26 protein-coding genes are annotated in these 23,835 nt (G+C 65.7%); 8 read left to right on the top strand and 18 right to left on the bottom strand.

Annotated features, from left to right (window positions below):
* Positions 1-68: 68 nt before the first annotated feature.
* From glpX to AXW83_RS03995, 6 genes are all read right to left on the bottom strand, one after another.
* A complete protein-coding gene (glpX, locus tag AXW83_RS04020; RefSeq protein WP_066610848.1) occupies positions 69-1,067 on the bottom strand; it encodes a class II fructose-bisphosphatase in 999 nt (332 codons plus the stop codon).
* A gap of 63 nt (positions 1,068-1,130) precedes the next feature.
* Entirely contained in the window at positions 1,131-2,477 is a 1,347-nt protein-coding gene (locus AXW83_RS04015; RefSeq protein ID WP_066610846.1) for a homoserine dehydrogenase, read from the bottom strand.
* 167 nt (positions 2,478-2,644) lie between these two features.
* Positions 2,645-3,460: a class I SAM-dependent methyltransferase gene (locus tag AXW83_RS04010; protein ID WP_066610845.1), complete on the bottom strand. Its 816-nt coding sequence runs from the start codon at positions 3,458-3,460 to the stop codon at positions 2,645-2,647.
* 141 nt (positions 3,461-3,601) lie between these two features.
* Entirely contained in the window at positions 3,602-4,033 is a 432-nt protein-coding gene (locus AXW83_RS04005) for a hypothetical protein (protein WP_066610844.1), read from the bottom strand.
* Positions 4,034-4,280: 247 nt separating this feature from the next.
* A complete protein-coding gene (locus tag AXW83_RS04000) occupies positions 4,281-5,501 on the bottom strand; it encodes an LL-diaminopimelate aminotransferase (protein ID WP_066610843.1) in 1,221 nt (406 codons plus the stop codon).
* 140 nt (positions 5,502-5,641) lie between these two features.
* On the bottom strand, positions 5,642-6,109 hold the full coding sequence (locus AXW83_RS03995; RefSeq protein ID WP_066610842.1) for a hypothetical protein: 468 nt from the start codon (positions 6,107-6,109) through the stop codon (positions 5,642-5,644).
* A gap of 108 nt (positions 6,110-6,217) precedes the next feature.
* On the opposite strand from AXW83_RS03995, the gene phaC reads away from it, so the two are divergent.
* Positions 6,218-8,053, top strand: a complete 1,836-nt coding sequence (phaC, locus tag AXW83_RS03990; protein WP_082766928.1) for a class I poly(R)-hydroxyalkanoic acid synthase — start codon at positions 6,218-6,220, stop codon at positions 8,051-8,053.
* Between the two features lie 114 nt (positions 8,054-8,167).
* Complete coding sequence (locus AXW83_RS28195; RefSeq protein ID WP_082766927.1) at positions 8,168-8,683, top strand: 2'-5' RNA ligase family protein; 516 nt, start codon at positions 8,168-8,170, stop codon at positions 8,681-8,683.
* 101 nt (positions 8,684-8,784) lie between these two features.
* On the opposite strand, the gene AXW83_RS03985 is transcribed toward AXW83_RS28195, so the two are convergent.
* Entirely contained in the window at positions 8,785-10,107 is a 1,323-nt protein-coding gene (locus AXW83_RS03985; RefSeq protein WP_168166050.1) for an OmpP1/FadL family transporter, read from the bottom strand.
* A complete protein-coding gene (locus AXW83_RS26950) occupies positions 10,104-10,415 on the bottom strand; it encodes a hypothetical protein (protein WP_156639778.1) in 312 nt (103 codons plus the stop codon). The genes AXW83_RS03985 and AXW83_RS26950 overlap by 4 nt, the downstream gene beginning before the upstream one ends.
* Before the next feature lie 122 nt (positions 10,416-10,537).
* Here AXW83_RS26950 and AXW83_RS03980 point away from each other — a divergent pair, with 122 nt between their 5' ends.
* Positions 10,538-11,386, top strand: coding sequence for a fumarylacetoacetate hydrolase family protein (locus AXW83_RS03980; protein WP_066610840.1), 849 nt, complete (start codon positions 10,538-10,540; stop codon positions 11,384-11,386).
* A gap of 165 nt (positions 11,387-11,551) precedes the next feature.
* Here the strand turns inward: AXW83_RS03980 and argC are convergent, their stop codons facing one another.
* The 7 genes from argC to AXW83_RS03945 all read right to left on the bottom strand — a co-directional run bounded on the left by argC (position 11,552) and on the right by AXW83_RS03945 (position 16,195).
* Complete coding sequence (argC, locus tag AXW83_RS03975) at positions 11,552-12,487, bottom strand: N-acetyl-gamma-glutamyl-phosphate reductase (protein WP_066610839.1); 936 nt, start codon at positions 12,485-12,487, stop codon at positions 11,552-11,554.
* Between the two features lie 228 nt (positions 12,488-12,715).
* Positions 12,716-13,162, bottom strand: a complete 447-nt coding sequence (locus AXW83_RS03970; protein ID WP_066610838.1) for a YybH family protein — start codon at positions 13,160-13,162, stop codon at positions 12,716-12,718.
* Positions 13,163-13,303: 141 nt separating this feature from the next.
* A complete protein-coding gene (locus tag AXW83_RS03965) occupies positions 13,304-13,585 on the bottom strand; it encodes a hypothetical protein (protein WP_066610837.1) in 282 nt (93 codons plus the stop codon).
* 72 nt (positions 13,586-13,657) lie between these two features.
* Positions 13,658-14,410 (bottom strand): SDR family oxidoreductase, encoded by a 753-nt coding sequence (locus tag AXW83_RS03960; protein ID WP_066610835.1) that lies wholly within the window; start codon positions 14,408-14,410, stop codon positions 13,658-13,660.
* Between the two features lie 240 nt (positions 14,411-14,650).
* Positions 14,651-15,130 (bottom strand): 30S ribosomal protein S9, encoded by a 480-nt coding sequence (gene rpsI, locus AXW83_RS03955; RefSeq protein WP_066610833.1) that lies wholly within the window; start codon positions 15,128-15,130, stop codon positions 14,651-14,653.
* 2 nt (positions 15,131-15,132) lie between these two features.
* Positions 15,133-15,594 (bottom strand): 50S ribosomal protein L13, encoded by a 462-nt coding sequence (gene rplM / locus AXW83_RS03950; RefSeq protein ID WP_066610831.1) that lies wholly within the window; start codon positions 15,592-15,594, stop codon positions 15,133-15,135.
* A gap of 172 nt (positions 15,595-15,766) precedes the next feature.
* On the bottom strand, positions 15,767-16,195 hold the full coding sequence (locus AXW83_RS03945; RefSeq protein WP_066610828.1) for a PaaI family thioesterase: 429 nt from the start codon (positions 16,193-16,195) through the stop codon (positions 15,767-15,769).
* Positions 16,196-16,281: 86 nt separating this feature from the next.
* Between AXW83_RS03945 and AXW83_RS03940 the strand changes: the two genes are divergently transcribed.
* The 4 genes from AXW83_RS03940 (at position 16,282) to AXW83_RS03925 (ending at position 20,584) form a co-directional block, all read left to right on the top strand.
* Positions 16,282-17,094, top strand: coding sequence for an enoyl-CoA hydratase (locus AXW83_RS03940; RefSeq protein ID WP_066610827.1), 813 nt, complete (start codon positions 16,282-16,284; stop codon positions 17,092-17,094).
* A 187-nt stretch (positions 17,095-17,281) separates the two neighbouring features.
* On the top strand, positions 17,282-17,812 hold the full coding sequence (locus AXW83_RS03935; RefSeq protein WP_066619777.1) for a CoA-binding protein: 531 nt from the start codon (positions 17,282-17,284) through the stop codon (positions 17,810-17,812).
* Positions 17,813-18,001: 189 nt separating this feature from the next.
* Positions 18,002-19,234, top strand: a complete 1,233-nt coding sequence (locus AXW83_RS03930; protein WP_066610823.1) for an FAD-dependent oxidoreductase — start codon at positions 18,002-18,004, stop codon at positions 19,232-19,234.
* A 72-nt stretch (positions 19,235-19,306) separates the two neighbouring features.
* Positions 19,307-20,584 (top strand): O-acetylhomoserine aminocarboxypropyltransferase, encoded by a 1,278-nt coding sequence (locus AXW83_RS03925; RefSeq protein WP_066610822.1) that lies wholly within the window; start codon positions 19,307-19,309, stop codon positions 20,582-20,584.
* A 14-nt stretch (positions 20,585-20,598) separates the two neighbouring features.
* Here AXW83_RS03925 and AXW83_RS03920 read toward each other — a convergent pair whose 3' ends face one another.
* On the bottom strand, positions 20,599-21,165 hold the full coding sequence (locus AXW83_RS03920; RefSeq protein ID WP_066610820.1) for a chlorite dismutase family protein: 567 nt from the start codon (positions 21,163-21,165) through the stop codon (positions 20,599-20,601).
* A gap of 19 nt (positions 21,166-21,184) precedes the next feature.
* Positions 21,185-22,255, bottom strand: a complete 1,071-nt coding sequence (locus AXW83_RS03915) for a COX15/CtaA family protein (RefSeq protein WP_066610818.1) — start codon at positions 22,253-22,255, stop codon at positions 21,185-21,187.
* A gap of 133 nt (positions 22,256-22,388) precedes the next feature.
* On the opposite strand from AXW83_RS03915, the gene AXW83_RS03910 reads away from it, so the two are divergent.
* Positions 22,389-22,598 carry a DUF2842 domain-containing protein gene (locus AXW83_RS03910; protein WP_066610815.1) on the top strand — a complete coding sequence of 70 codons (210 nt, stop codon included), beginning with the start codon at positions 22,389-22,391 and terminating at the stop codon, positions 22,596-22,598.
* 182 nt (positions 22,599-22,780) lie between these two features.
* Here AXW83_RS03910 and AXW83_RS03905 read toward each other — a convergent pair whose 3' ends face one another.
* On the bottom strand, positions 22,781-23,833 hold the full coding sequence (locus tag AXW83_RS03905; RefSeq protein WP_066610813.1) for a polysaccharide deacetylase family protein: 1,053 nt from the start codon (positions 23,831-23,833) through the stop codon (positions 22,781-22,783).
* Positions 23,834-23,835: the final 2 nt, after the last annotated feature.

Below are 23,835 nucleotides of genomic sequence, written 5' to 3'. Positions count from 1 at the left end.
GAAAACAGCGCGCGATCATCGTCGCGCGCCGCTTGTCGGCTCGATCATGGCATAGCCGCGGCAGGCGCTCAGTCCAGCTTGAACTTGCCGAAATCGCGGTGCTCGCCGTGGATGCGGCGGACCGTGCCGGTGATCGAGCGGTACACGATCGTCTCGGTCTCGATGACGTCGCGGCCGAACTTGACGCCCTTGAGCATGCCGCCGTCGGTGACGCCGGTGGCGCAGACGATGGTGTCGCCCGAGGCCATTTCTTCCATGCTGTATTTCTTGTTGGGGTCGGTGATGCCCATGGTCAGCGCGCGCGCACGCTTCTCCTCGGTGTCGAGGATGAGGCGGCCCTGCATCTGGCCGCCGACGCAGCGCAGCGCGGCCGCCGCCAGCACGCCCTCGGGCGCGCCGCCGATGCCGAGATAGAGGTCGATGCCGGTCTTGTGCGGCTCGGTGCAGTAGATCACGCCGGCGACATCGCCGTCGGTGATCAGGCGGATCGAGCAGCCGGTCTTGCGGACCTCCTCGATCAGCTTGGCATGGCGCGGGCGGTCCATGATCAGCGTCGAGATCTCGCTCGGCTTGACGCCCTTGGCCTTGGCGAGCGCATGGATGTTGTCGGTCGCCGAGGCGTCTAGGTCGACGACGCCACGGGCATAGCCGGGGCCGATCGCGATCTTGTTCATGTAGACGTCGGGCGCATTGAGTAGCTTGCCGGCCTCGGCCATCGCCATCACGGCGATGGAATCGGGCATGTCCTTGGCGCAAAGCGTCGTGCCTTCCAGAGGATCGACGGCGATGTGGACCTTGGGCCCCTGCCTCGTGCCGACCTTCTCGCCGATGAAGAGCATCGGCGCCTCGTCACGCTCGCCCTCGCCGATGACGATCTCGCCGTCGATCGGCAGGCGGTTGAGTTCGCGCCGCATCGCATCGACCGCCGCCTGGTCCGCCGCCTTCTCGTTGCCGTGGCCGCGCAGGCGCGCAGCCGAGACGGCGGCGCGCTCAGTGACGCGGACCAGTTCCATCGAGAGATAGCGCTCGATGATCTGGGAGGAGGAGATACGGAGATCTTCTGACATGGGTGGCTCCTTTGGGCAGTCGGCAATGGGCAGTGCGCAGTCGGGCTTGCTCCCGCCGACTGCCTACTCCCGCTCTATCCTGATGACTTGCGGCGGTTCGGCGATATGGCCGTCGGCGGTGACCTTCTCCAGGGCCGCGCGGATCGCGGTCTCGGAGGTGGCATAGGTGATAAGCACGACCGGGACCGGGGCGCCGGAACGGCCGGCGGGATCGCGCAGGGCGGCGGCTTCCGAGCGGCGCTGGACGATGCTCTCCAGCGAGATGTCGGCTTGGGCCATGCGGGTCGCGATCGCGGCGGCTGCTCCGGGACGGTCGGCGACCGCGAGGCGGATATAGTAACCGCCCTCATGGCGCTGCATCGGGGCGCGGACAGCATCCTCCAAACGCGCCACCGGAAGGCCGAAGGGCAGCCCGGCCGTACCGCGAGCGATATCGGCGATGTCGGCGACAACGGCGGACGCCGTCGGGTCGCCGCCGGCGCCGGGTCCGACGAGCGTGATCTCGCGGACGGCGTCGGCATCCACGGTGACGGCGTTGGTGACGCCCATGACCTGGGCGATGGCCGAGGATTTCGGCACCATGGTCGGGTGGACGCGCTGCTCGATGCCGGTCTTCGTGCGCTCGGCGACGCCGAGCAGCTTGATCCGGTAGCCGAGTTCGTCGGCCATCTTGAGATCAAGCGGCGCGATCGAGGAAATGCCTTCCACATGAATCGCTTCGGCGTCGATCTTCGTACCGAAGGCGAGGCTGGTCAGGATGGCGAGCTTGTGGGCGGTGTCGTAGCCCTCGACATCGAAGGTCGGGTCGGCCTCGGCATAGCCGAGACGCTGGGCGTCCTTCAGGCAGGCCTCGAAGGTCAGCCCTTCGAGCTCCATGCGGGAGAGGATGTAATTGCAGGTGCCGTTGAGGATGCCGTAGAGGCGCGTGACGCTGTTGCCCGACAGCCCCTCCTTCAGCGTCTTGACGATCGGGATGCCGCCGGCGGAAGAGGCTTCGAAGGCGAGCGCGACGCCTGCCCGTTCGGCGAGGGTCGCCAGCGCGATGCCATGATGGGCGAGCAGGGCCTTGTTGGCGGTGACGACCGGCTTGCCGGCATTCAGGGCGGCCTCGACCGCGGCTTTCGCGGGGCCATCCGAGCCGCCGACGAGCTCGACCAGGCAATCGATCTCGGGCGAGGCCGCCAATGCGACGGGATCGTCGAACCAGGTCAATCCGCCGAGATCGACGCCGCGGTCGCGGCTGCGGTCGCGTGCGGAGACGGCAGTGACGCGGATGGCGCGTCCGCAGCGCGCGCTCAGCGCATTCTCCTGCCGGCGCAGGATGCGCAACACGGAGGCGCCGACCGTGCCGAGGCCGGCAAGGCCGATACGGAGGGGCTTCTGGGCGTTCGGAGCGGTCGCGACGGTCATGGGCGCGGGGTCGCATGAGGCGGGGTGCCGAGTCAACGGCGCAGCGTCCCGTCCGCCTTCAATCGAACCAGCAGACGACCTCGGCCACCGGCCTCCCAGCTTGGCGTCGGTGAAGGTCAGGCGCAGCAGGTTGTTGCCGAGAACCTGACAAAGTTCCGCAGCCTGATCTACCGGCGCTTGGCCGAAACCACATGCGCACGGATTTTGCCTTCAATCGCACCATGTCCGAAACTGCGGGCCAAAGCCTCCGCGACGGATTGCGTCACGGCCTCAAGGTTCGGCGGAGCCCGCGCCTCGATTTCCGTGCGAAGCGGCGTTCCCTGACAATAGGCCACCGCGACTTCCTGTGCGGAACCAGCCCTGCTCATGCGGCCGAGGGTCTCGATCGAAATCGCATCGAAACCCGCCGTGGCGAGATCGCGACGGATCATGTCGAGGTCGTGGTAGCCATGCGGGGTTCGCTCCATGAAACGGGGAGGATCGTGGGGGAAAACGCCCACCAGCGCGTCGGTAACGACCCGCGGAAAGTCATTCTCCGAGATCTGGTCCCAGACATTGAAGAGGTAATGTCCACCGGGCCGGAGAACGCGGTAGACCTCCTGATAGGCCTGAAGCTTGTCTGGAAAGAACATCGCGCCGAACTGGCAAACCACGACATCAAAGCCCTGATCATTGAACGGAAGATCCATGGCGTCGGCCTGCCGCCAGGTGATCCTTGCATCGGCGCCCTGCCGGGCCGCGGCGCGGTCAAGCATCGGCTGGTTCAGGTCGGAAGCCACGATCCGCCCCGTCGCATCCAACCGCGCCGCGATGGCCCGCGTAACCGCTCCGGTTCCCGCGGCAATCTCGAGAATGCGCTGCGGCCTCGCATCTGCGACACGTTCGGCAAGGTCAGTGGCATAGGTCTCGAACAGCAGCGGCACGAGAATGCGATCGTAGATTTCAGGAATCGGGCCGGCGAAGACTTTGTCAGTCGATGCCATGATACACTCCTGTCAGGCAGGAAGGATGGCCGGGTGTCGATGGGGTCCAGCCCGCGCGAGCCGCAATATACTGCCCCCAGACCATACACCCGGCAGCGACAGCGCGATATCGTCATCTGGGCAGACTGGAGCGCACCGCCCTCAATCGAAGCGGCAGACGACCTCCGCTGCCAGCCGCCTCAGCTTCCCGTCGCCGAAGGTCAGATGCAGACGCAGCAGATTGCTGCCGAAGGCGGTGGCCTTGATCGTGCGCAGCGCCTCGAGCGTGTCGCCGGTCCAGGTCGTGGCGTTCTCCATGGCCGGGCGCCAGAACCAGGGCTTGGGCGGCACGATGGCGATCGTGCCGAGGACACGCTCGGCCTCGGCCTGCTCCATGCCGAGCGGCAGATAGCGCGAGGCGATCTCGGTTGCGTCTCGTCCGCAGTCACGGGCCGTCGTGGCGGTCAGCACCTCGCTGACGAGGGGCGAACGGGTCCGCGGCGTGCGACCGCGCGCATAGTCGTAGGTGAAGACGAGACAGACCAGGGCGAACAGGCCGAGGCCGATGCCGATCAAACGGCCCTTGCTGAACATCTCGTGCCTTGAGCCTCGATGCGGACACATGTGTCCACCGCCTAAGGGGTTCCCATGTTTTACAGGCGCGGTCCAGTGCCAACCTGCGGCTTCAACACAACCGCCGTCATTCCGGGCGCAGCGAAGCGCAGACCCGGAATCCATCATAGGGCGCTGTCTGTTCCCTACGATGGATTCCGGATCGGCGCGGCTGCGCCGCTTGTCCGGAATGACGGTGCGGATGGATGAGGCAGCATGTTGCGCCCCCTCACCCCGCCTTCGGCATCTGGATGATGTTGTGGAGGGTCTGGTCGGCGCTCTTGAGGAAGCGGCCGACATTACGGGCGGCCTGGCGGATGCGCTGCTCGTTCTCGACGATGGCGATGCGGACGAAATCGTCGCCATGCTCCCCAAAGCCGATGCCCGGCGCGACCGCGACCTCGGCCTTCTCGATCAGCAGCTTGGAGAATTCCAGCGAGCCAAGATGGCGGAATTTTTCCGGGATCGGCACCCAGGCGAACATCGAGGCCTGCGGCACGGGGATGTCCCAGCCGGCCTTGCCGAAGCTCTCGACCAGCGCGTCGCGGCGCTTGCGGTAGATGTCGCGCATCTCGCGGATGCAGTCGTCGGGGCCGTTGAGGGCGGCGGCGGCCGCGACCTGAATCGGCGTATAGGCGCCGTAGTCGAGATAGGACTTCACCCGCGCCAGCGCCGCCAGCAGGCGCTCGTTGCCGACGGCGAAGCCCATGCGCCAGCCCGCCATCGAGAAGGTCTTGGACATCGAGGTGAACTCGACGGTGACGTCGATCGCGCCGGGAACCTGCAGCATCGAGGGCGGCGGGTCGTTGTCGTCGAAATAAACCTCGGCATAGGCGAGGTCCGACAGCAGGATCAGCTCGTGCTTCTTGGCGAAGGCGACGAGGTCGCGATAGAAATCGAGCGAGGCGGTGAAGGCGGTCGGATTGGCCGGGTAGCAGGTGACGAGCGCGATCGGCTTGGGCACCGAATGCATCATGGCACGCTCCAGCGCCGGGAAGAAGGCCGGCGTCGGCTCGGCCGGCACGGACCGAATCACGCCACCGGCCATCAGGAAGCCGAAGGCGTGGATCGGATAGCTTGGATTGGGCACCAGCACGACGTCGCCCGGGCCGGTGATGGCCTGCGCCATGTTGGCGAAGCCTTCCTTGGAGCCGAGCGTGGCGACGACCTGCGTATCGGGATCGAGCTTCACGCCGAAGCGGCGCTCGTAATAATGCGCCTGGGCGCGGCGCAGGCCGCCGATGCCCTTGGAGGCCGAGTAGCGGTCGGTGCGCGGCTTGCCGGCTGTCTCGACGAGTTTTTCAATGACGTGCCGGGGGGCAGGCAGATCGGGATTGCCCATGCCGAGATCGACGATATCGACGCCCTTGGCGCGCTCGGCGGCCTTGATCTTATTGACCTGCTCGAAGACGTAGGGCGGCAGTCGCCTGATGCGGTGGAAATCGGCCATCTCGAACGGTTCCTTCGTCGGACGAGGCCGAGCGGGCCGGCGTCAGATCGTTGCGTCGGCGGTCCTTAGCACCGCATCTTCGGTCGCGACAGTGTCGAAAACGCAAGATTCGACCAAGTGACGTCTACCGACGACAGTTGTCAGTTGGTCGGGACGACGACCGAGGGTTTGGGCGGCGGCAACGCCTTGCCGAGCGACTGTGCCTGGGAGCCGGCCGCCTCGTTGGAGATGCGCTTGGCCTCGAGCCCGGCCTCGATCGCCTTGAACTGCGCCTTGGGCTTGCAGGTGTCCGGGGCGGCCTGGGAAATCGGGAAGGTGCCGATATGGCCGCGTGCGGAGGTCGGCGCACCGGTCGGCGGTGCATTGCTTTCGCGACATAAAGGCAGATTGCCGAAGCGGCGCCCGACCGGGATGTATTGCGAATCGGCCGGCCGCGTCTCCTGCACGAAGGTCTTGCTCTCCTGCGGGGTCGTCGCCAGCCCTGTCGCCTCGGCCAGGCCCTTGACCGGACCGTCGGAGGCGCAGCCGGCGAGCCCCAGCGCGAGCAGGATCGCGAGGGCGGGAACTAGGGGCGACTTGGGGCGTAACGGATCGAGCGGCATGACCATCTGGTGCGGTCCAGAATTTTCTTTGTCAATCATATCGGCTACGTCGTTAATGGGACCAAAATGGGGAGCCTCCGGCGACCCCGCATAAAATGCCACGGGAGACGCGCCATGAGCCGGAAAGCGGACGACACGCAAAAGGACCCGGCCGGCCCCACCAATGCGGCGGAGGGCCCGATCGCTCCCAATCTCGATCAGTTCGCGCAGAACATGGGACGCCTCGTCGAGGAATACGGCAAGGTCACCGCGGCCTATCTCAAGCCGATCGAGCGCGGCGAGGCCAAGAGCGGCCAGGCCGAGGAGGCGAGCGAGATGGTCAAGACGCTCGGCCGGGTCGCCGAGCGCTGGGTCAGTGATCCGCGCAAGATCATCGAGGCGCAGGCCTCGCTGACGACCGATTTCCTGAGCCTGTGGAGCGCGACGCTGAAGCGCGCCGGCGGCGAGGCGGCCGAGCCCGTGGCCCAGCCCGATACGCGCGACGGCCGCTTCAAAGATCCCGACTGGTCGGAGCACCCCGTCTTCGACTTCGTCAAGCAGGCCTATCTGATCGGCTCGCGCTGGGCCGAGGACATGGTCGACCGGGCCGAGGATCTCGACCCGCATACGCGCGAGAAGGCGCGCTTCTACGTCAAGCAGATTACAGGCGCGCTCTCGCCCTCGAATTTCGTCGCGACGAATCCCGAACTGCTGCGCGAGACGCTGGCGCAGAACGGCGAGAACCTGGTGCGCGGCATGAAGATGCTGGCCGAGGACATCGAGGCCGGCAAGGGCGAGCTGAAGATCCGCCAGTCGGATGCGCGCGCCTTCGAGGTCGGCGTCAACATCGCGATGACGCCGGGCAAGGTGATCTTCCGCAACGAGATCATCGAGCTGATCCAGTACGCTCCGTCGACGCCCGACGTGCTGAAGCGCCCTCTCCTGATCGTACCGCCCTGGATCAACAAGTTCTACATCCTCGACCTCAATGCCGAGAAGAGCTTCATCCGCTGGTGCGTCGCCCAGGGCCTGACGGTGTTCTGCATTTCCTGGGTCAACCCGGACGAGCGCCACGCCGCCAAGGATTTCGAGAGCTACATGCGCGAGGGCATCTTCGCCGCGCTCGACGCGATCGAGCAGGCGACCGGTGAAAAGAAGGTCACCGCGATCGGCTACTGCGTCGGCGGCACGCTTCTGGCGGTGACGCTGGCCTATATGGCGGCGGTGAAGGACAAGCGCATCGAGAGCGCCACCTTCTTCACCACGCAGGTCGATTTCTCCGGGGCGGGCGAACTTTCTGTCTTCGTCGACGAGGAGCAGATCCGCTCGGTCGAGGAACAGATGTCCAAGACCGGCTATCTCGACGGCTCGCGAATGGCGGGCGCCTTCAACATGCTGCGGCCCAACGACCTGATCTGGTCCTATGCGATCAACAACTATCTCAAGGGCAAGGCCCCGACCGCCTTCGACCTTTTGTACTGGAACTCGGATTCGACGCGGATGCCCGCGGCGAACCACTCCTTCTATCTGCGCAACTGCTATCTCGACAACACGCTGTCCAAGGGCGAGATGAAGATCGGCGGCAAGCGGCTGGACCTGAAGAAGGTGACGATCCCGGTCTATAATCTGGCCGCGCGCGAGGACCATATCGCCCCTGCCCCGTCGGTGTTCCTCGGCTCGCAACGCTTCGGCGGCCCTGTCGACTATGTCGTCGCGGGGTCCGGCCACATCGCGGGCGTGGTCAACCCGCCGAGCAAGGTGAAGTACCAGTACTGGACCGGCGGGCCGGTGACGGGCGCCTTCGATGACTGGATCGGCCAGGCGCAGGAGCATCCGGGCTCGTGGTGGCCGCACTGGTTCGCCTGGATCGAAGCCCAGGCGCAAAAGCGCGTGCCGGCGCGCGAGCCCGGCAGCGGCAAGCTGAAGGCGATCGAGGATGCGCCGGGGAGCTATGTGCGGATGAAGGCTTAAGAGGTTTGGGAAGGGAGACGACGGGTTCGGACCTGTTGCGGAAATTGGTGCATTGCTGCTCCCACCCTTTGCAGGGATTGCTCCGGCAGTTGAAGCGGTTAAACCGATCGAACCATGTTCGGTATCACCTTGCGCACAACGTCGGATGCTGGCCCATTTTGGCAGTGGGTCGCTAGAGCTTCTGCGTTCGAGCCGTCGCCTTCGATCCGGTCGCTGGGCTATCACCCGCATATCACGCTTACGCGCTATCCAGATGTTTCTATAGATCTGCTTCTTAGTGTCGCAAGAGCATTTGAGGGCGAAACGCCGATCTCACTTACATTCGATCGAGTCAGCGTCTTTGATACTGATCCACTTGTTCTGTGGTTATCGCCGCGACGGAGTCAGCGCCTGTTAGATCTACATGCGAGGGTTCATAAGATCATTACCCCCCGTCTGTGCGACCCGCACTATCGACTGCGCGAATGGGTGCCTCACCTGACGATTGCGCTGTCTGTTGCGATCGCTCAGCGGAGCCAATCTCTCGAACTTGCCGCGCAGCCGTTCGAGCCATTCGTCATGACCTTCGACGCTATTGACTGTGTATCTTGGCCGCCGGTCCGTGTCCTCAGTACGCAGCGGCTGTGGTGATCGCGCGTCACCCAACGAGGACCTCGTTAGCGTCCACCTCCCGCATCCTCCAACAAAAAAGCCGGCCCTAAGGCCGGCTTTGCGAGCTCTGACTCGTCGTCTCAGTATTTCCGCACTGCCGGCTGGACCATGGGAGCCGTCTCGGCGGGATTGTCCCAGCGATAGGTCACGGCGGCCGATACGACGTGGATATAGGGCTTGGCTTCGGCGGTGTAGAACACGCCGAGCTGTCCCGGATGGGCGCCGCTATAGTTCACAGAGGCCTTGTTCACGGTGATGAAGGTATAGCCGAGATCGAGCTTCAACTTTTCACTGACCTGGTAGCTCGCGCCGGCGCTGAGCCAGAGACGATCATTGTCAGAGATATAAATCTGGCGATTCCGGTCGTTGACCGCCGAAAGCTCGTAGCCGACGCCGGCGCGCAGCGTCAGGTCGCGGTTGTAGCGATACTCCAGACCGGCGGTGAAGAACCAGCTGTCATCGTACTGGAAATTGAGGCTGGTCGCCGGCACGCCGGTGAGTTGGCTGACGATCGGGATGTTGCGGAACCGGCTCCAGTTCGTCCACTCGACACCCAGATGCGCCTGCCACTGGTCGTTGATCACCTGCGAAACGCCCACCACGACCGAATCGGGCAGGTTCAGGTTGGCCTTGACGGGGATGACCCCGCCCGGCGTCCGCAGCGTGCCCTCCAGCGTCTGGCGGATCGACGAGCGATAGCCGATGCCGATCGTGGTGCCGTCGCGCGGCGTCAGCGTCGCGCCGACGCGGTAGCCGAAGTCGATCGTGTCGCCCTCGATGATGTTGGGCGCCGCCGACGGGGCAACACCCGAAGCCGTTTTCAGCTTGGCGTCGAAGTACTGGATCTGCACCGCGCCGCCGATCGACAGCCAGTCGTTGACCTTGTAGCCGACGGTCGGCGAGACGTTGATCGTCGAGACCTTGGCTGAGCGGCCATAGACCTGCGCCGCATGGACCTGATTTTCAGGCTTGGAGCGCAGACCGTAGGGCGCGCCGGTCGTCAGGCCGACCCAGAGCCGGTCGTTGAGCTGCCAGGCCGAATAGGAAGCAGGAATGAAAGAGCCGTCGCCGCCGATATTGCCGGTGCCGTTCTGGACCGGGCTCGCGGGGCCGACGGGCGAGCCCAGACGGGTCACCGAGGTCGGCTCGTAGGAGGCATTGGCGTACAGATAGGTGAAGTTCCACTGGCTGTTGCGGCCGGGGAACATGGTGATGGTCGCCGGGTTCCAGGCCATCGAGCCCATGCCTATGCCGCCCGACGCCGCACCCGCATAGGCCATGCCGAGACCTTCGGCACTCTGGCCGCTGCGGATGGCGAAGGAACTGGCAGACGCAGCGCCCGCCGCCAGCAGGGCGGCGGCGGAAACGGTGGCTGCGGCGGTGTAGCGAGCGACGCTGTTCATCGGGTCCATCCCAGAATTGTTGTTTCTTCAGGACCTGCAACGGCCTGCTTCACGGAAACATGCCGTGGCGGATTTCCGGCGGCAATCCCGCGCCAAAACTTCTTAATTTGAAACCTTTCGGCTGCTTTACCTACCGGAATGGTTAAAATGAGCTCAAAACGCGCCCTTTCCGGAGGCTCTCCCAGCGCCTCTCCGGAAAACGGATCGTTTATATGAGAACTATCGGTATTTTGGGCGAAAGGCTGACGCTGCAGGCCGCCGAGACCGACTCGCGGACGAGTTCCTTTCGTGGTCGCCGTTGCATTCACGCAACAAATTCGTGACGGCCCGAATGCAGGCGCGCCATGCACGCGAACAGACTTGCCTCCCGCCTACGATCCTGTTCAGGATCGCAGCATCAATTTAAAACGATCCAACTGGGGGAAACGACGTGAAACTGGTTCGCTACGGCACGTTCGGCCAAGAGAAGCCTGCTGTTCTGGATTCCAACGGCGTTCTGCGCGACGTCTCCGGCACCGTCCCGGACTTCGCCGGAGCGGCGCTGACTTCGGCCTCGCTGGCCAAATTGAAGGCACTTGATCTGGCCGCGCTGCCCGCGGTTTCAGGGTCGCCGCGCATCGGCGCCTGTGTCGGCGACGTGCGCAACTTCATCGCAGTCGGGCTGAATTTCGCCGACCATGCCGCCGAGACGGGGGCCGAAATCCCGAAGGAGCCGATCCTCTTCAACAAGGCGCCGAACTGCATCGTCGGCCCCAATGACGACGTCATGATCCCGAAGAACTCGGTCAAGACCGACTGGGAGGTCGAGCTGGCGATCGTGATCGGCGATGGTGGCTCCTATATCCCGGAAGACAAGGCGATGGCCGCGATCGCAGGCTTCTGCGTCTGCAACGACGTCTCGGAACGCGAGTTCCAGGCCGAGCGCGGCGGGCAATGGGCCAAGGGCAAGGGTTGCCCGACCTTCGGCCCGCTCGGCCCCTGGCTGGTGACGCCCGACGAAATCGAGGACATCCAGAATCTCGGCATGTGGCTCGAAGTCGACGGCGAGCGCGTCCAGAACGGCTCGACCAAGACGATGATCTTCGGCGCCGCCTATCTGGTGCATTATATCAGCCAGTTCATGCGGCTCGACCCCGGCGACGTGATCACCACCGGCACGCCTCCCGGCGTCGGCCTCGGCTTCAAGCCGCCGCGCTTCCTGAAGGGCGGCGAGGTCGTGAAGCTTGGGATCGAGGGGCTGGGCACGCAGCAGCAGAATTTCGTGCCGTTCCAAGGCTGAGGCGTTTTTCCCTTCTCCCCTCCGGGGGAGAAGGTGTCTGCGCAGCAGACGGATGAGGGAAGGGTCGTGAAAGCGGCCCCTTTCTTGTTTGGGATGAGGCGCTGCCCTCATCCGTCACGGCTTCGCCGTGCCCCCTTTTCCCCCGAGGGGAGAAGGGAGACCGCCCTACCCCTCCGTAAGCCCCAGCATCAGCCGGATGTTCTGGACGGCGGCGCCGGACGCGCCCTTGCCGAGGTTGTCGAGCCTGGCGATCAGAACCGCCTGGCCGAGTGCATCGTCGCCGAAGACGCGCAGTTCCAGCTTGTTGGTCTCGTTCAGCGCCTCGGGCTCAAGCTTGCCACCGGCCTCGGCGCCTTGGACCACGCTGACATAGGTGGAGCCGGCATAGCGGGCGGCGAGCGCGTCATGCAGGTCGGCGACCTTCGGCTTGCCCGGAAGCAAGTCGAGATGCAGCGGGATCGAGACCAGCATGCCCTGCCGGAAATTGCCGACCGAGGGCACGAAGATCGGGCGCCGCGTCAGCCGCGAATAGAGCTGCAGCTCCGGCAGGTGCTTGTGATGCAGGCCCAGGCCATAGAGTTCGAAGGCGGGCGCGGTGCCGGCTTCATAGGCCTCGATCATCGACTTGCCGCCGCCGGAATAGCCCGAGACCGCATTGACCGCGACGGGATGATCGGGCGCGATCAGCCCCGCATCGACCAGCGGCCGCAGCAGCGCGATGCCGCCCGTGGGGTAGCAGCCGGGGTTCGAGACGCGGTTAGCGTTGGCGATCCTGTCGGCATGACCGGGTTCGAGTTCGGCGAAGCCGTAGACCCAGCCGGGCGCGACGCGATGGGCGGTCGCGGCATCGACGATCTTCGGCGAACCAGCGCCGAGTTCGTCGGCCAGCGCGACCGACTCCCGGGCCGCGTCGTCGGGCAGGCAGAGCACGACGAGATCGACCGAGGCCATCATGTCCTTGCGGGCCGCGGGGTCCTTGCGCTTGTCCGCTGCGATGCTCTTGACCGCCACCTCCGGCACGGCCGCGAGCCTGTCGCGGATGCCGAGGCCGGTCGTGCCGGCCTCGCCGTCGATGAAGATGGATTTCAAATTCTGGCTCATCTGGACCCCCGATGGGTGCGAAAGCTGGGTGCTTGCAAGGTCGAAGTACTTGGTCGGCTTCAGGCATAAAAAAACCGCGCTTGGGGCGCGGTCGCGAACGATCGGACTAAAAGCCGAGCGTCATCGCAAGCGCGCCGGGGCGGCCTGTTCGTTGCGACGTCGGGTCGGGTTCGTGATCATGACGCGTATATGTTCGCGGATGGCGCGCCTGTCAATCGGCTGATGCGGCTAGCGCGCATTCAGGCGCGGCGCCGGCTCGTAGCGGCCCTCCAGCCGGTTGGCGTGACGATGCAGCAGGCGCCAGCCGCCCTGCTCGAAGCGGAAGACATGCGTGACCCGGTTGGTCCAGCGCGAGGGCTCGGCGTTTTCCGCCATCACAACCTCGAACATCTCGATGTCGGTGACGAGGGCAAGCTCCGCCCCGACCACGGTGGTGACGTTGTCGTGCCTGACCGTGCCGCCCCTGAACTGCTGCTGTGCCCAGTCCCAGCGGTTCGAGACCGCGTCCCAGCCCTTCTCGTAGCCGCCCCAGCCGTAGAAACTCGTGGCCTCGTCGCTGTGCGAGTACAGCGCCTTGATCGCCGCGACGTCGCCATTGGCGACATCGCCGAGCGCGGCCCGCAACCGTGCGAGCGCGGCGGGGAAACTCTGCTCCGGCGTCAGGTCAGGCATCATCGCGGTACCCTGCCGATAGCGCCGGCGAGCGTTCGAGCTGTAAATTCTGGACCTGGATTAGAGACTTGGCGCGGTTTGTTCGCAAGCCGATTCCGCCCTTTAGCGGATCCGTTCGGTCATCGGTGCACCGAGCATTCAGCGTCAACGGCGCGGGCGCGACAGCCAGACGTAAAGGCACCAGGGCAGGATCAGGGCGAGCGACGAGAGCACGAGCCGCAACGTCGTCCAGACGACGGGATTTTGCAGCGCCCGGCCGTCGAGCTCCGGCACGCCATGGATCAGGCCAAGCGCGATCGCCGGCGTCACGAAGATGATCAGCGCGTCGGCGATGCGGCGGCCGCGGGGCCGGTCGCCGCGCGAGAGCGCCAGCAGGGCCGGCACGGCGATCATGCCGAAGGCGATGAGGATGAGAATGACACGCATGGATCACCGGTATCGCAGTGGCGCGTGCGTGAAAACCCACCGACAATGCGAGGAGCGCAGCGAAGCAATGAGCTAACGCCCGCCGGCGACGCGCAGGACGATGCCCGTCGTGTAGGCCGAGGCGTCGGACATCAGGAACAGGATCGACTCGGCGATCTCGTCGGGCGTCGCGACGCGCTTGAGCGGGATCGTCGGGGCGATGCGGGCGACGCGGCCGGGCTCGCCCGAAGACATCGCGTGAATGTCGGTCTCGGTCATGCCGGGCGCGACCGCGTTGACGCGAATGCCGGCCGGAGCCAGTTCCTTCGCCAGCCCGATGGTGAGGGAATCGATCGCACCCTTGGAGGCGGCATACCAGACGAATTCGCCGGGCGAGCCGAGGGTGACCGCTGCCGAGGAGATGTTGACGATGGCCCGGTTGGGCGCATCGGCGTTGGCGGTAAGCGCGCGCGACGCCTCCCGCGCCACCAGGATCGCGCCGGTGACGTTGACGTCGATGCAGGCGCGGATCACGGCGGTGTCGGCCTCGGCCAGGGAGCTCGCCTTGCCGGTGATGCCGGCATTGTTGACGACATGGGTCAGGGGCCCCAGCCCGGCCTTCGCCTCGGCGAAGACGCGGATGATGTCGGTGGCGCTGGCCATGTCGCCCTGGATCGCGAAGGCTTTCGCGCCTGCCGCCTCGCAGGCGGTCACGACTTCGGCGGCGGCCTGGGCGTTGGCCTGATAGTTGACCGCGACGTCGTAGCCGCGCTTGGCCGCCAGGATGCAGGTGGCGGCACCGATGCCGCGGCTGCCGCCGGTGACGAGGAGGACGGGGCGGGTCATGGGCGGCTCCTTGGGTCGGTCACACTTGCGGTTTGCACGATTCCACTTCCGTCATTCCGGGCGAAGCGGAGACCCGGAATCCATCATAGGGAACGGTGGCTTCTTATGATGGATTCCGGATCGGCGCCGCTTGCGCGGCTTGTCCGGAATGACGGCGGCGGGCCGATCGATCTGACAGAGAATACGAAAAGGGCGGCTCTTGCGAGCCGCCCTGATGCATACCGAAAAAGCGTGAGCCGATCAGCGCTTCGAGAACTGGAAGCTGCGGCGGGCCTTGGCCTTGCCGAACTTCTTGCGCTCGACGACGCGCGAGTCGCGGGTCAGGAAGCCGCCCTTCTTGAGCGGGCTGCGAAGCTCCGGCTCGTAGAAGGTCAGGGCCTTCGAAATGCCGTGACGCACCGCGCCGGCCTGTCCGGAGAGGCCGCCGCCCTTGACCGTGACGACGACGTCGTACTGGGTCAGGCGCTCGACCAGGATCAGCGGCTGCTGGAGAACCATGCGCAGCACGGGGCGCGCAAAGTAGACCTCCTGGTCACGGGTGTTGACCGTGATCTTGCCCGAGCCGGGCTTGATCCAGACGCGGGCGATGGCGTTCTTGCGCTTGCCGGTGGCGTAAGCGCGGCCCTGGGCGTCGATCTTCTTGACGTGGACGGGAGCGTCGGGCTGGGTCGACTTGGCGACCTGGCCGAGCTGCTCGAGAGACTGGAGAACCTCTGCCATGATCAGACCCTCGCATTCTTGCGGTTGAGCGCGGCGACGTCGAGCGTCTCCGGCGACTGGGCGGCATGGGGATGCTCGGCGCCCTTGTAGACGCGCAGATTGCCGAGGATCTGGCGGAACAGCGGACCGCGCGGCAGCATGCGCTCGACGGCCTTCTCGACGATGCGCTCGGGGAAGCGGCCTTCGAGAATGAACTTGGCCGACCGCTCCTTGATGCCGCCGATATAACCGGTGTGGTGGTAATAGATCTTCTGATCGCGCTTGCGCCCGGTCAGAACCACCTTATCGGCGTTGACGATCACGATATTGTCGCCGCAGTCGACGTGCGGGGTGTAATTGGCCTTGTGCTTGCCGCGCAGGCGCAGCGCCACCAGGGTGGCGAGACGGCCGACGACGAGCCCGGAGGCGTCGATCACAACCCACTTCTTTTCGACATCGGCGGGCTTCAGCGACATGGTCTTCATCGCGGCACCCCTTCGGTTGGTTCGAGAAAAAAGGACAAGCCGCCGGAGACCGGCGGCGATGTGAGGCGGTGGATAGGGTGCGGGCCGCGGGCTGTCAAGCCGTCATCATTGCAGTCAGCGGAAAAACCGCAATGTTTTCATGGCAATGACAAAAACGGTACCAAGATACCGCTTAACGATCCGCTGGGATCGAATAAGTGCCGGTGGCGTGGCAGACCATCTCGCTTTCCCCTTGCGAGAACAGGCAGACCTCGCCGACCGCGAGCCGCTTGCCGAGCTTGAGCAGCCTGGCCTCACCGATCAGGGCGGCCTGTCCGGGCTTGCGCAGGAAGTTGAAGTTCAAGCTCGTGGTCACGGCGAGCGCGACCGGGCCGATCTGGGCGAGGATCGCGGCATAGAGCGCCAGATCCGCCAGCGCCATCATCGTCGGGCCCGAGATCGTGCCGCCGGGGCGCAGATGCTTCTCATGGTAGTCGCAGCGCATCCGGGCGGTCATCGGACCGACCTCCTCGACGAAATAGGTCCGCCCGCCATGGTGGAGTTGCGGAAAGGTCTGGTCGAGGAAGGCCTCCAGTTCGGAGACGGTCATGCGGGTGGCCATGCGGGAAACCGGAGAGGATGGAGTTCCTCCCCTTGCAGCATGACGCCCCCGCTCCGACAATAGGGAGGATTGCGAAAGGCGCTGCCATGAATGCCCACACCAAGCCCGAAGCCGCGCCCGTGCTGCTGCGCGAAGACGCAGACGGCGTCGCAATTCTGATGTTGAACCGGCCGCAGGCGCGCAACCCGCTCGGCGAGGCGCTGCTGGCGGCGCTGGGGCAGACGCTTGGCGAGATCGCGGCCGACCGCAGCGTGCGGGCGGTGATCCTGGCGGCTCAGGGGCCGGTGTTCTGCGCCGGGCATGATCTCAAGGAGATGAGCGCGCGCCGCGCCGATCCCGACCGGGGCCGGGCCTATTTCAGCGACATTCTGGGACGCTGCTCGCGCGTGATGCAGCAGATCACCGCCCTGCCCCAGCCGGTGATCGCGGCGGTCGAGGGCACGGCGACGGCTGCCGGTTGCCAGCTCGTGGCGAGCTGCGATCTGGCGGTTGCGGGGACTGATGCCAAATTCTGCACGCCGGGCGTCCATATCGGGCTGTTCTGCTCGACGCCGATGGTGGCGCTGTCGCGCAACCTTGCCGCCAAACACGCGATGGAGATGCTGCTGCTCGGCGAGATGGTGCCGGCCCAAGAGGCTGCGCGGATGGGGCTGCTCAACCGCGTCGTTGCGGCCGGGGATGCGCTGGCGGAAGCGCGCCGGCTTGCCGCCGTCATCGCCTCGAAATCGCCCGCCACGGTCAAGATCGGCAAGCGCGCCTTCTACGAGCAGCGCGAGATGGGGATGGCTGCCGCCTATGACCATGCGAGCGCTGTGATGGTCGAGAACATGCTGGCGCGTGATGCGGAAGAAGGCATCGGCGCGTTCATGGAGAAGCGGGCGCCGGTGTGGGAGGGGTAATGCCGTTTCCACAACCTTCTCGTCATCCCGGGCGACCAACGGGAGACCCGGGATCCATGCCTGAACTTTTATCGGTAAGGCTCAGGCATGGATCCCGGATCTCCGCTTCACTACGTCCGGGATGACGGTGCGTTTTCCATCCCCTTATACCTTCAACCTCCCGATCTCTCTGCAAAGCCTTGGCCCGATGACCCACGACGCCTACCCCGACAGCCAGATCCGCGAGATTCTCAAGAGCGTGAAGCGCATCGCGCTGGTCGGCGCCTCGGCCAGCGAGGCGCGGCCGAGCTGGATCGTGACGAAATACCTGCTCGACCGCGGCTATGACGTGATCCCGGTCAATCCGGGACTCGCCGGCCAGACGCTGCTCGGCAAGACGGTCTATGCCTCGCTGAAGGAGATTCCCGGCACGATCGACATGGTCGAGATCTTCCGCAATTCGGACGCCGCCGGGCCGATCACCGACGAGGCGCTCGCCCTCGACCCGCTGCCGAAGGTGATCTGGATGCAGCTTTCGGTGCGCAATGACGAAGCTGCCGCACGTGCCGAGGCGATGGGGGTCACGGTGATCATGAACCGCTGCCCGAAGATCGAATATGGCCGGCTTTCGGGCGAAATCGGCTGGCAGGGGATCAATTCACGGATATTGTCGTCGAAGAAGCCGGTGCTCGCCGGCAAGGGGTTCCAGAAGCTGACGATCCATCGTCCGGGGACATGAGCCGTCGGGTGTCTTGATATGCAACCACCGCGTCATCCCGGACAAGCGGCGTAGCCGCGCCGATCCGGGATCCATCGTAAGGCGCCATCGTGTCCTGTGATGGATTCCGGGTCTGCGCTCCGCTCCGCCCGGAATGACGTCGCGTTCAAACCAATGGAATAGCGAAAGCGGGACCAGGGGGCCAAGTCGATGCCGGAGATCACCACGACCTGCTGCATCGCCGGCGGCGGCCCGGCGGGGATGATGCTCGGTTTCCTGCTGGCGCGCGCCGGGGTGGATGTCGTCGTGCTGGAAAAGCACGCCGATTTCCTGCGCGATTTTCGCGGCGACACGATCCATCCCTCGACCATGCAGCTGATGCACGAACTCGGCCTGCTCGACGAGTTCCTCAAGCTGCCGCATTCTGCCCTGTCGAGCATCGCGATGCGGTTCGGGAACGAGACGATCCAGTTCGCTGATTTTTCTCACCTGCCCGTGGCCGCGCCCTATGTCGCGATGATGCCGCAATGGGATTTTCTCGACTTCCTGGCCGATCGTGGGCGCGAGCAACGGCGCTTCACGCTGATGATGAATGCCAAGGCGGAGAGGCTGATCGAAGCCAGCGGCAAGGTCGTCGGTCTTTCCGGCACAAGCGAGGACGGACCTTTCTCGATCCGGGCCGATCTCGTCGTCGCGGCCGATGGACGCCGCTCCGACATCCGCGCCGCCTCTGGCCTGAAAGGCATCGATATCGGCGCGCCGATGGATGTGCTCTGGTTCAAACTGCCGCGACAGGAGAGCGACCCCGACCAGACCGGCGGACAAGTCGCGAACGGCCGGCTGCTCGTGACGCTCAACCGCGGCGACTACTGGCAGAGCGCCTTCGTCATTCCCAAGGGCAAGCTAGCCGATCTGCAGACGGCCGGGCTACCGGCCTTCCGAGGCACGATCGTTGCGCTCGCGCCATGGTTCGCCGACCGGATGGACGCGATCGCGAGCTGGGACGACATCAAGCTGCTCACGGTCGCGGTCGACCGACTGGAGAGATGGTGGCGCCCTGGCCTGCTCTGCATCGGCGATGCGGCCCATGCGATGTCGCCGATCGGCGGCGTCGGCGTGAACCTTGCCGTGCAGGACGCAGTGGCCGCTGCCAACCGCCTCGCCGCGCCTTTGCGCGACAGGCGCCTGACCGACGCCGATCTCGCGGCCGTGCAGGAGCGGCGCGAATTCCCGACGCGGGCGACGCAGCGGATCCAGGTGCTGGCGCAGGACCGGATCATCTCGCCGCTTCTGGCGCGCCTAGACAGCGACGTCCCCCTGCGCCCGCCCTTCATGGTCAGACTGTTCGACTGGTTTCCGCTGCTCCGGCGACTTCCGGCGCGGGTCGTCGGGCTCGGTATCAGGCCGGAGCATATCGGGCCGGAGCTGGTGCCGCGTCCCTGAATTGACGCCGCACAGACCGTTCTTTAAAACGAACGCAACGTCTCGCATTCAGAAGATCGCAGGGAGTAGGCCATGACCGACCGCGCACCAGGGTTCCATACGCTCGCCATCCATGCTGGCGCAGCGCCTGACGCGGCGACGGGCGCGCGCGCCACGCCGATCTACCAGACGACATCCTTCGTCTTCGACGATGTCGACCACGCCGCCTCGCTGTTCGGGCTGCAGGCCTTCGGCAACATCTACACCCGCATCGGCAACCCGACGAACGCGGTGCTGGAAGAACGCGTCGCGGCGCTGGAGGGCGGCACTGCGGCGCTCGCCGTCGCGTCGGGCCACGCGGCCGAGTTCCTGTGCTTCCATGCGCTGATGCAGCCGGGCGACGAGTTCGTCGCCGCCAAGAAGCTCTATGGCGGCTCAATCAACCAGTTCAATCATTCCTACAAGAACTTCGGCTGGAGCGTGATCTGGGCCGATTCCGACGATCTGGACGCGTTCGCTGCCGCCGTGACGCCGAAGACCAAGGCGATCTTCATCGAGTCGATCGCCAATCCCGGCGGCGTCGTGGTCGACATCGCCGGCATCGCGGCGATCGCGAAGAAGCACAACATCCCGCTGATCGTCGACAACACGATGGCGAGTCCCTATCTGATCCGCCCCTTCGAGCATGGCGCCGACATCGTCGTGCATTCGATGACGAAGTTCCTGGGCGGGCACGGCAATTCGATCGGCGGGATCATCGTCGATGGCGGCTCGTTCAACTGGGTCGGCGACGATCGCTATCCGATGCTGTCCAAGCCGCGGCCTGAGTATAACGGCATGGTTCTGGGCGAGACCTTCGGCAATTTCGCCTTCGCGATCGCCTGCCGCGTGCTCGGCCTGCGCGACATGGGGCCGGCGCTTGCGCCCTTCAACGCCTTCATGATCCTGACCGGGATCGAGACTTTGCCGTTGCGGATGCAGCGCCATTGCGAGAGCACGCTGGCGGTCGCCCAGCATCTCGCCAAGCATCCGGCAGTCGAATGGGTCAGCTATGCTGGCCTGCCCGACAACAAATACCACGCGCTGGCGCAACGCTACTGCCCCAAGGGCGCGGGCGCCGTCTTCACCTTCGGCCTCAAGGGTGGTTACGACGCCGGCGTCAAGCTTGTGACGGACCTCAAGCTGTTCTCGCATCTGGCCAATATCGGCGACACGCGCTCGCTGGTGATCCACCCGGCCTCGACCACGCACCGCCAGCTCTCCGACGCTCAGAAGACGGCGTCGGGCGCGGGGCCGGAGGTGGTGCGGCTCTCGATCGGGCTCGAAGACGTGCAGGACATCATCGACGATCTGGATCAGGCGCTGGCGTAAGATCGGGACGGCCGTCAGGATTCCGTCCGCGTCAATCGGATCTCGACCTCGCGTTCGACATACTCCCACTCGCGCGTGCTCCGCAGCCGCGCGGTCATCTCATCGAAATCGGCTTCGTGCTCGGGTGCGAACTCGAACCATGTGAGAAAGTCGAACGCTTCTCCGAGATCGCGCGAATGATGCAAACGGCGGGCGATGGCAGGCAGATAATCAAGGCCGATGCGCGTGTGGCGCGACGTCTCCTCGAAAATCGCCCGGCGTTCATCCTGCGCCAAGTCCCACCAAGCCTGCGATTTCAAAATCGGGATGAGCACGGCCGACCTCGCCTCCGGCCGCTCCAGACCGCCCTGGCGCGCGCCGAGCATGGCGACTTCGTCACGCGTGGCATACCGTGTGTTGCTGATGGCGCCGCGCAGCCTCCAGACGGCGTCGCCCTCGACAGCGCTTTCGAGCGCGATCGCGACATGGCTGATGTCGGGCAAACCGTCGCCCCGCACACGCTCGATCGCACGGACGCGCCACTGGCCGGCATCGCCGCCCGAAAACACCACGATCTGGTTCACCTTGACCTCGTCCGTCATGGCCGCAGGGCCGGCATGGTCAAAGCCACGCAAATGCGGTGCCAGTTTGCATCCGGACGAGATGGACGACCACCATCGCGAGCAGCAGGAACGCCAGCGCCTGATGCGCGAGCCCGGCCCAGAGCGGCACGACCAGCAGCAGCGTGACGATGCCCAGCGCGGCCTGCATCACCGTCATCCCCGCAATCGCGGTCGCGCGCTTGGCTGCGCCCGCGCCGGCCGCCGCACGGCGCAGCGACACCGCCTGCCAGAGCGCCAGCGCCAGCAACAGATAGGCGCCGACGCGGTGGTTGAACTGGACCAGCGCGACATTGTCGACGAAGTTCTCCCAGAATGGGGATTTGGCGAAGAGCGTCGCGCCGTCGGGGACGAGCGCGCCGTCCATCAGCGGCCAGGTGTTGTAGGTGAAGCCGGCCTTCGAGCCGGCGACGAGGCCGCCGAGCGCGATCTGCGCGAAGGTCAGCACCAGGAGTGCCCAGGCGCCGACGAGGCCCCTCGCCTGCTCGGCCCGGCGCGGAGGGGTCAGCCACACGGCGAAGGCGACGACCGAGGCGAAGAACAGGCCGGCGAAGGTGAGATGCAGCGTCAGCTTGACCGGCGCGACCGCGACCATGCCGGGCTGGAGACCCGACGCCACCATGATCCAGCCGATGGCGCCCTGCAGGCCGAGCAGCAGGCCCATGCCGAAGAGCAGCGCCGTCTGGCGCCAGGGCAGCAGCCGGCGCAGCGCGACGACGAGGAAGCCCGCGAGATAGACCAGGCCGATGAAGCGGCCGAGCTGGCGATGGCCCCATTCCCACCAGTAGATGAACTGGAATTCGCCCAGGCTCATGCCCTCGTTCAGCAGCCGGTATTGCGGGCTTTCGCGATACTTCGCGAACTCCTCCGCCCAGGCCGCGCCCGAGAGCGGAGGCAGGGCGCCGGTGATCGGCTTCCATTCGGTGATGGAGAGGCCCGAGCCGGTGAGCCGGGTCGCGCCGCCGACCACGACCATCGCGAAGACCAGCGCGGCGACGATCCAGAGCCAGCGGCGGATGCCGGCATGGCGCGACGGCGCCTCGATGAGCGGCTGATTCAGGGCTATCGTCACGGCGGCGGGGCCTTCGGTCGCAGGCTACGCGCTTCACAAGCCGGCGCGCGGGTGACAGATAGACTCAAAGCCCAAGGCCCGACAACGCCCGCATTGCCGCAGCCGACCGGACCGAGCCCAAGGACGCGCTGCCATGACCCAGAGCCACCGCAAGCTGATCGGCACCGTCGTGATCCTGGTCTTCGTCTGCGTGTATGCGCTGGTGGCGATGGCGCTGGCGCAGGGCCGGATCACCGAGGCGCCCAAACTCTGGCAGACGGTCGCCTATGTCGCGCTGGGGCTGGCCTGGGTGCTGCCGCTGCTGCCGCTGATCCGGTGGATGGAGCGGAAGGACGAGGTTTAAAGCACGGGAGAACCCCTCTCCTGTAAGGAGAGGGGCAGGGGTGAGGTGAAGGACGCCAAGTCAGCGAGGCATCCATCCTGACCGGTGCTGCGGACGGGCCGCGCTCGTGCGGCAAGGGGCCGACCCCTCACCCCTGCCCCTCTCCCTCCGGGAGAGGGGTTCCCCGTGCCCAGCCACACCGGCTATTCCACATTCACCCGCCGCCCCCGGTTCCACAACAGGAACGGCAGCCCCGAGAGCAGCGCCCGCGCCGCCTCCTCGGTCTGCTGGTGGCCGTTGAGCGAGACGCGCGGCAGGGCGTGGAGATGGCTCGCATGGGCTGCGAAGAGATGGCCCGGCCGCGTCGTCACCGCGGCAGCGAAACCGGCCTCCCTTGCAAGAGCGAATTCGCGCGGGCCGGCCGATGTCGGATCGCCGACCGGATAGCAGAAATGGCGGACGGGAATGCCGAGTTCGGCTTCGATGCGCGCCTTACTGTTGGCGATCTCTGCGCGGGCGAAGGCATCGTCGTGCCTGGCCAGCATCGGGTGGGTGAGCGTATGGGCGCCGATGGTCACGCCGGGCGCGCCCGACAAGGCCCGCAAGGTGCCCCAGGGCAGGCATTCGCGTTCGGTGATCCCCGGCCCGTCGATGCCGGCCTGGCACGCCAGATCGGAAATCGTCGAGAGCAGAATCGCTTCGGGCTCGGCTCTCAGACGCCAGTAGAGCTTTTCGAAGGCCTGCTGCTTTTCCACGTCGGTGCCGCTGCGTGCGAAGAATCTGCCTGAGGGCAGCTCCACGGCGATCTCCGGAAGGGCTCGGATCGCCTCTTCCAGCTCGATCCACCAGAGCCGCGCGCTGTGGTCGGCGAAGCCTGTGGTGACGAACATCGTCCAGGGCGCGTCGTATTTCGCCAGCACCGGCCAGGCATGGTCGAGGGTGTCGCGATATCCGTCGTCGAAGGTCAGCGCGACGAAGAAGCGGCCTTGCCGCGGGTTCGCCAGGCGCGACGCCGCCTCGTCCAGCGAAACGAGATCGTAGCCCTCCGCCCTGATCAGCCGCAGCACCGTGTCGAGGAAATCGGGCGTGATCTCGAGCAAGCGATTGGGCTGGAAGCCGAAGGCGCGCTCCGGCCTGACCTGATGCAGGGTCAAGATGACGCCTAGCCCCTGAGCGAAGCCCCTGCCCCAACGATCGGCGCGGGTCAGCGCGATCGCCTTGAACACGGCCGAGAAGGCTTTGTGACGCAGGCTCATCG

This window comes from Bosea sp. PAMC 26642 (genome assembly GCF_001562255.1).
Lineage (GTDB): Bacteria > Pseudomonadota > Alphaproteobacteria > Rhizobiales > Beijerinckiaceae > Allobosea.
The sequence above is the reverse complement of the archived record's forward strand: the minus strand, read 5'-3'. Positions and strand labels throughout refer to the sequence as shown.

What these genes read in the sequence shown, in the direction of transcription:
- glpX (WP_066610848.1), bottom strand. Translation starts at nt 1,067, where the DNA reads ATGTCAGAAGATCTCCGTATCTCCTCCTCCCAGATCATCGAGCGCTAT.
- AXW83_RS04015 (WP_066610846.1), bottom strand. Translation starts at nt 2,477, where the DNA reads ATGACCGTCGCGACCGCTCCGAACGCCCAGAAGCCCCTCCGTATCGGC.
- AXW83_RS04010 (WP_066610845.1), bottom strand. Translation starts at nt 3,460, where the DNA reads ATGGCATCGACTGACAAAGTCTTCGCCGGCCCGATTCCTGAAATCTAC.
- AXW83_RS04005 (WP_066610844.1), bottom strand. Translation starts at nt 4,033, where the DNA reads ATGTTCAGCAAGGGCCGTTTGATCGGCATCGGCCTCGGCCTGTTCGCC.
- AXW83_RS04000 (WP_066610843.1), bottom strand. Translation starts at nt 5,501, where the DNA reads ATGGCCGATTTCCACCGCATCAGGCGACTGCCGCCCTACGTCTTCGAG.
- AXW83_RS03995 (WP_066610842.1), bottom strand. Translation starts at nt 6,109, where the DNA reads ATGGTCATGCCGCTCGATCCGTTACGCCCCAAGTCGCCCCTAGTTCCC.
- phaC (WP_082766928.1), top strand. Translation starts at nt 6,218, where the DNA reads ATGAGCCGGAAAGCGGACGACACGCAAAAGGACCCGGCCGGCCCCACC.
- AXW83_RS28195 (WP_082766927.1), top strand. Translation starts at nt 8,168, where the DNA reads ATGTTCGGTATCACCTTGCGCACAACGTCGGATGCTGGCCCATTTTGG.
- AXW83_RS03985 (WP_168166050.1), bottom strand. Translation starts at nt 10,107, where the DNA reads ATGAACAGCGTCGCTCGCTACACCGCCGCAGCCACCGTTTCCGCCGCC.
- argC (WP_066610839.1), bottom strand. Translation starts at nt 12,487, where the DNA reads ATGAGCCAGAATTTGAAATCCATCTTCATCGACGGCGAGGCCGGCACG.
- AXW83_RS03970 (WP_066610838.1), bottom strand. Translation starts at nt 13,162, where the DNA reads ATGATGCCTGACCTGACGCCGGAGCAGAGTTTCCCCGCCGCGCTCGCA.
- AXW83_RS03965 (WP_066610837.1), bottom strand. Translation starts at nt 13,585, where the DNA reads ATGCGTGTCATTCTCATCCTCATCGCCTTCGGCATGATCGCCGTGCCG.
- AXW83_RS03960 (WP_066610835.1), bottom strand. Translation starts at nt 14,410, where the DNA reads ATGACCCGCCCCGTCCTCCTCGTCACCGGCGGCAGCCGCGGCATCGGT.
- rpsI (WP_066610833.1), bottom strand. Translation starts at nt 15,130, where the DNA reads ATGGCAGAGGTTCTCCAGTCTCTCGAGCAGCTCGGCCAGGTCGCCAAG.
- rplM (WP_066610831.1), bottom strand. Translation starts at nt 15,594, where the DNA reads ATGAAGACCATGTCGCTGAAGCCCGCCGATGTCGAAAAGAAGTGGGTT.
- AXW83_RS03945 (WP_066610828.1), bottom strand. Translation starts at nt 16,195, where the DNA reads ATGGCCACCCGCATGACCGTCTCCGAACTGGAGGCCTTCCTCGACCAG.
- AXW83_RS03940 (WP_066610827.1), top strand. Translation starts at nt 16,282, where the DNA reads ATGAATGCCCACACCAAGCCCGAAGCCGCGCCCGTGCTGCTGCGCGAA.
- AXW83_RS03935 (WP_066619777.1), top strand. Translation starts at nt 17,282, where the DNA reads ATGACCCACGACGCCTACCCCGACAGCCAGATCCGCGAGATTCTCAAG.
- AXW83_RS03930 (WP_066610823.1), top strand. Translation starts at nt 18,002, where the DNA reads ATGCCGGAGATCACCACGACCTGCTGCATCGCCGGCGGCGGCCCGGCG.
- AXW83_RS03925 (WP_066610822.1), top strand. Translation starts at nt 19,307, where the DNA reads ATGACCGACCGCGCACCAGGGTTCCATACGCTCGCCATCCATGCTGGC.
- AXW83_RS03920 (WP_066610820.1), bottom strand. Translation starts at nt 21,165, where the DNA reads ATGACGGACGAGGTCAAGGTGAACCAGATCGTGGTGTTTTCGGGCGGC.
- AXW83_RS03910 (WP_066610815.1), top strand. Translation starts at nt 22,389, where the DNA reads ATGACCCAGAGCCACCGCAAGCTGATCGGCACCGTCGTGATCCTGGTC.
- AXW83_RS03905 (WP_066610813.1), bottom strand. Translation starts at nt 23,833, where the DNA reads ATGAGCCTGCGTCACAAAGCCTTCTCGGCCGTGTTCAAGGCGATCGCG.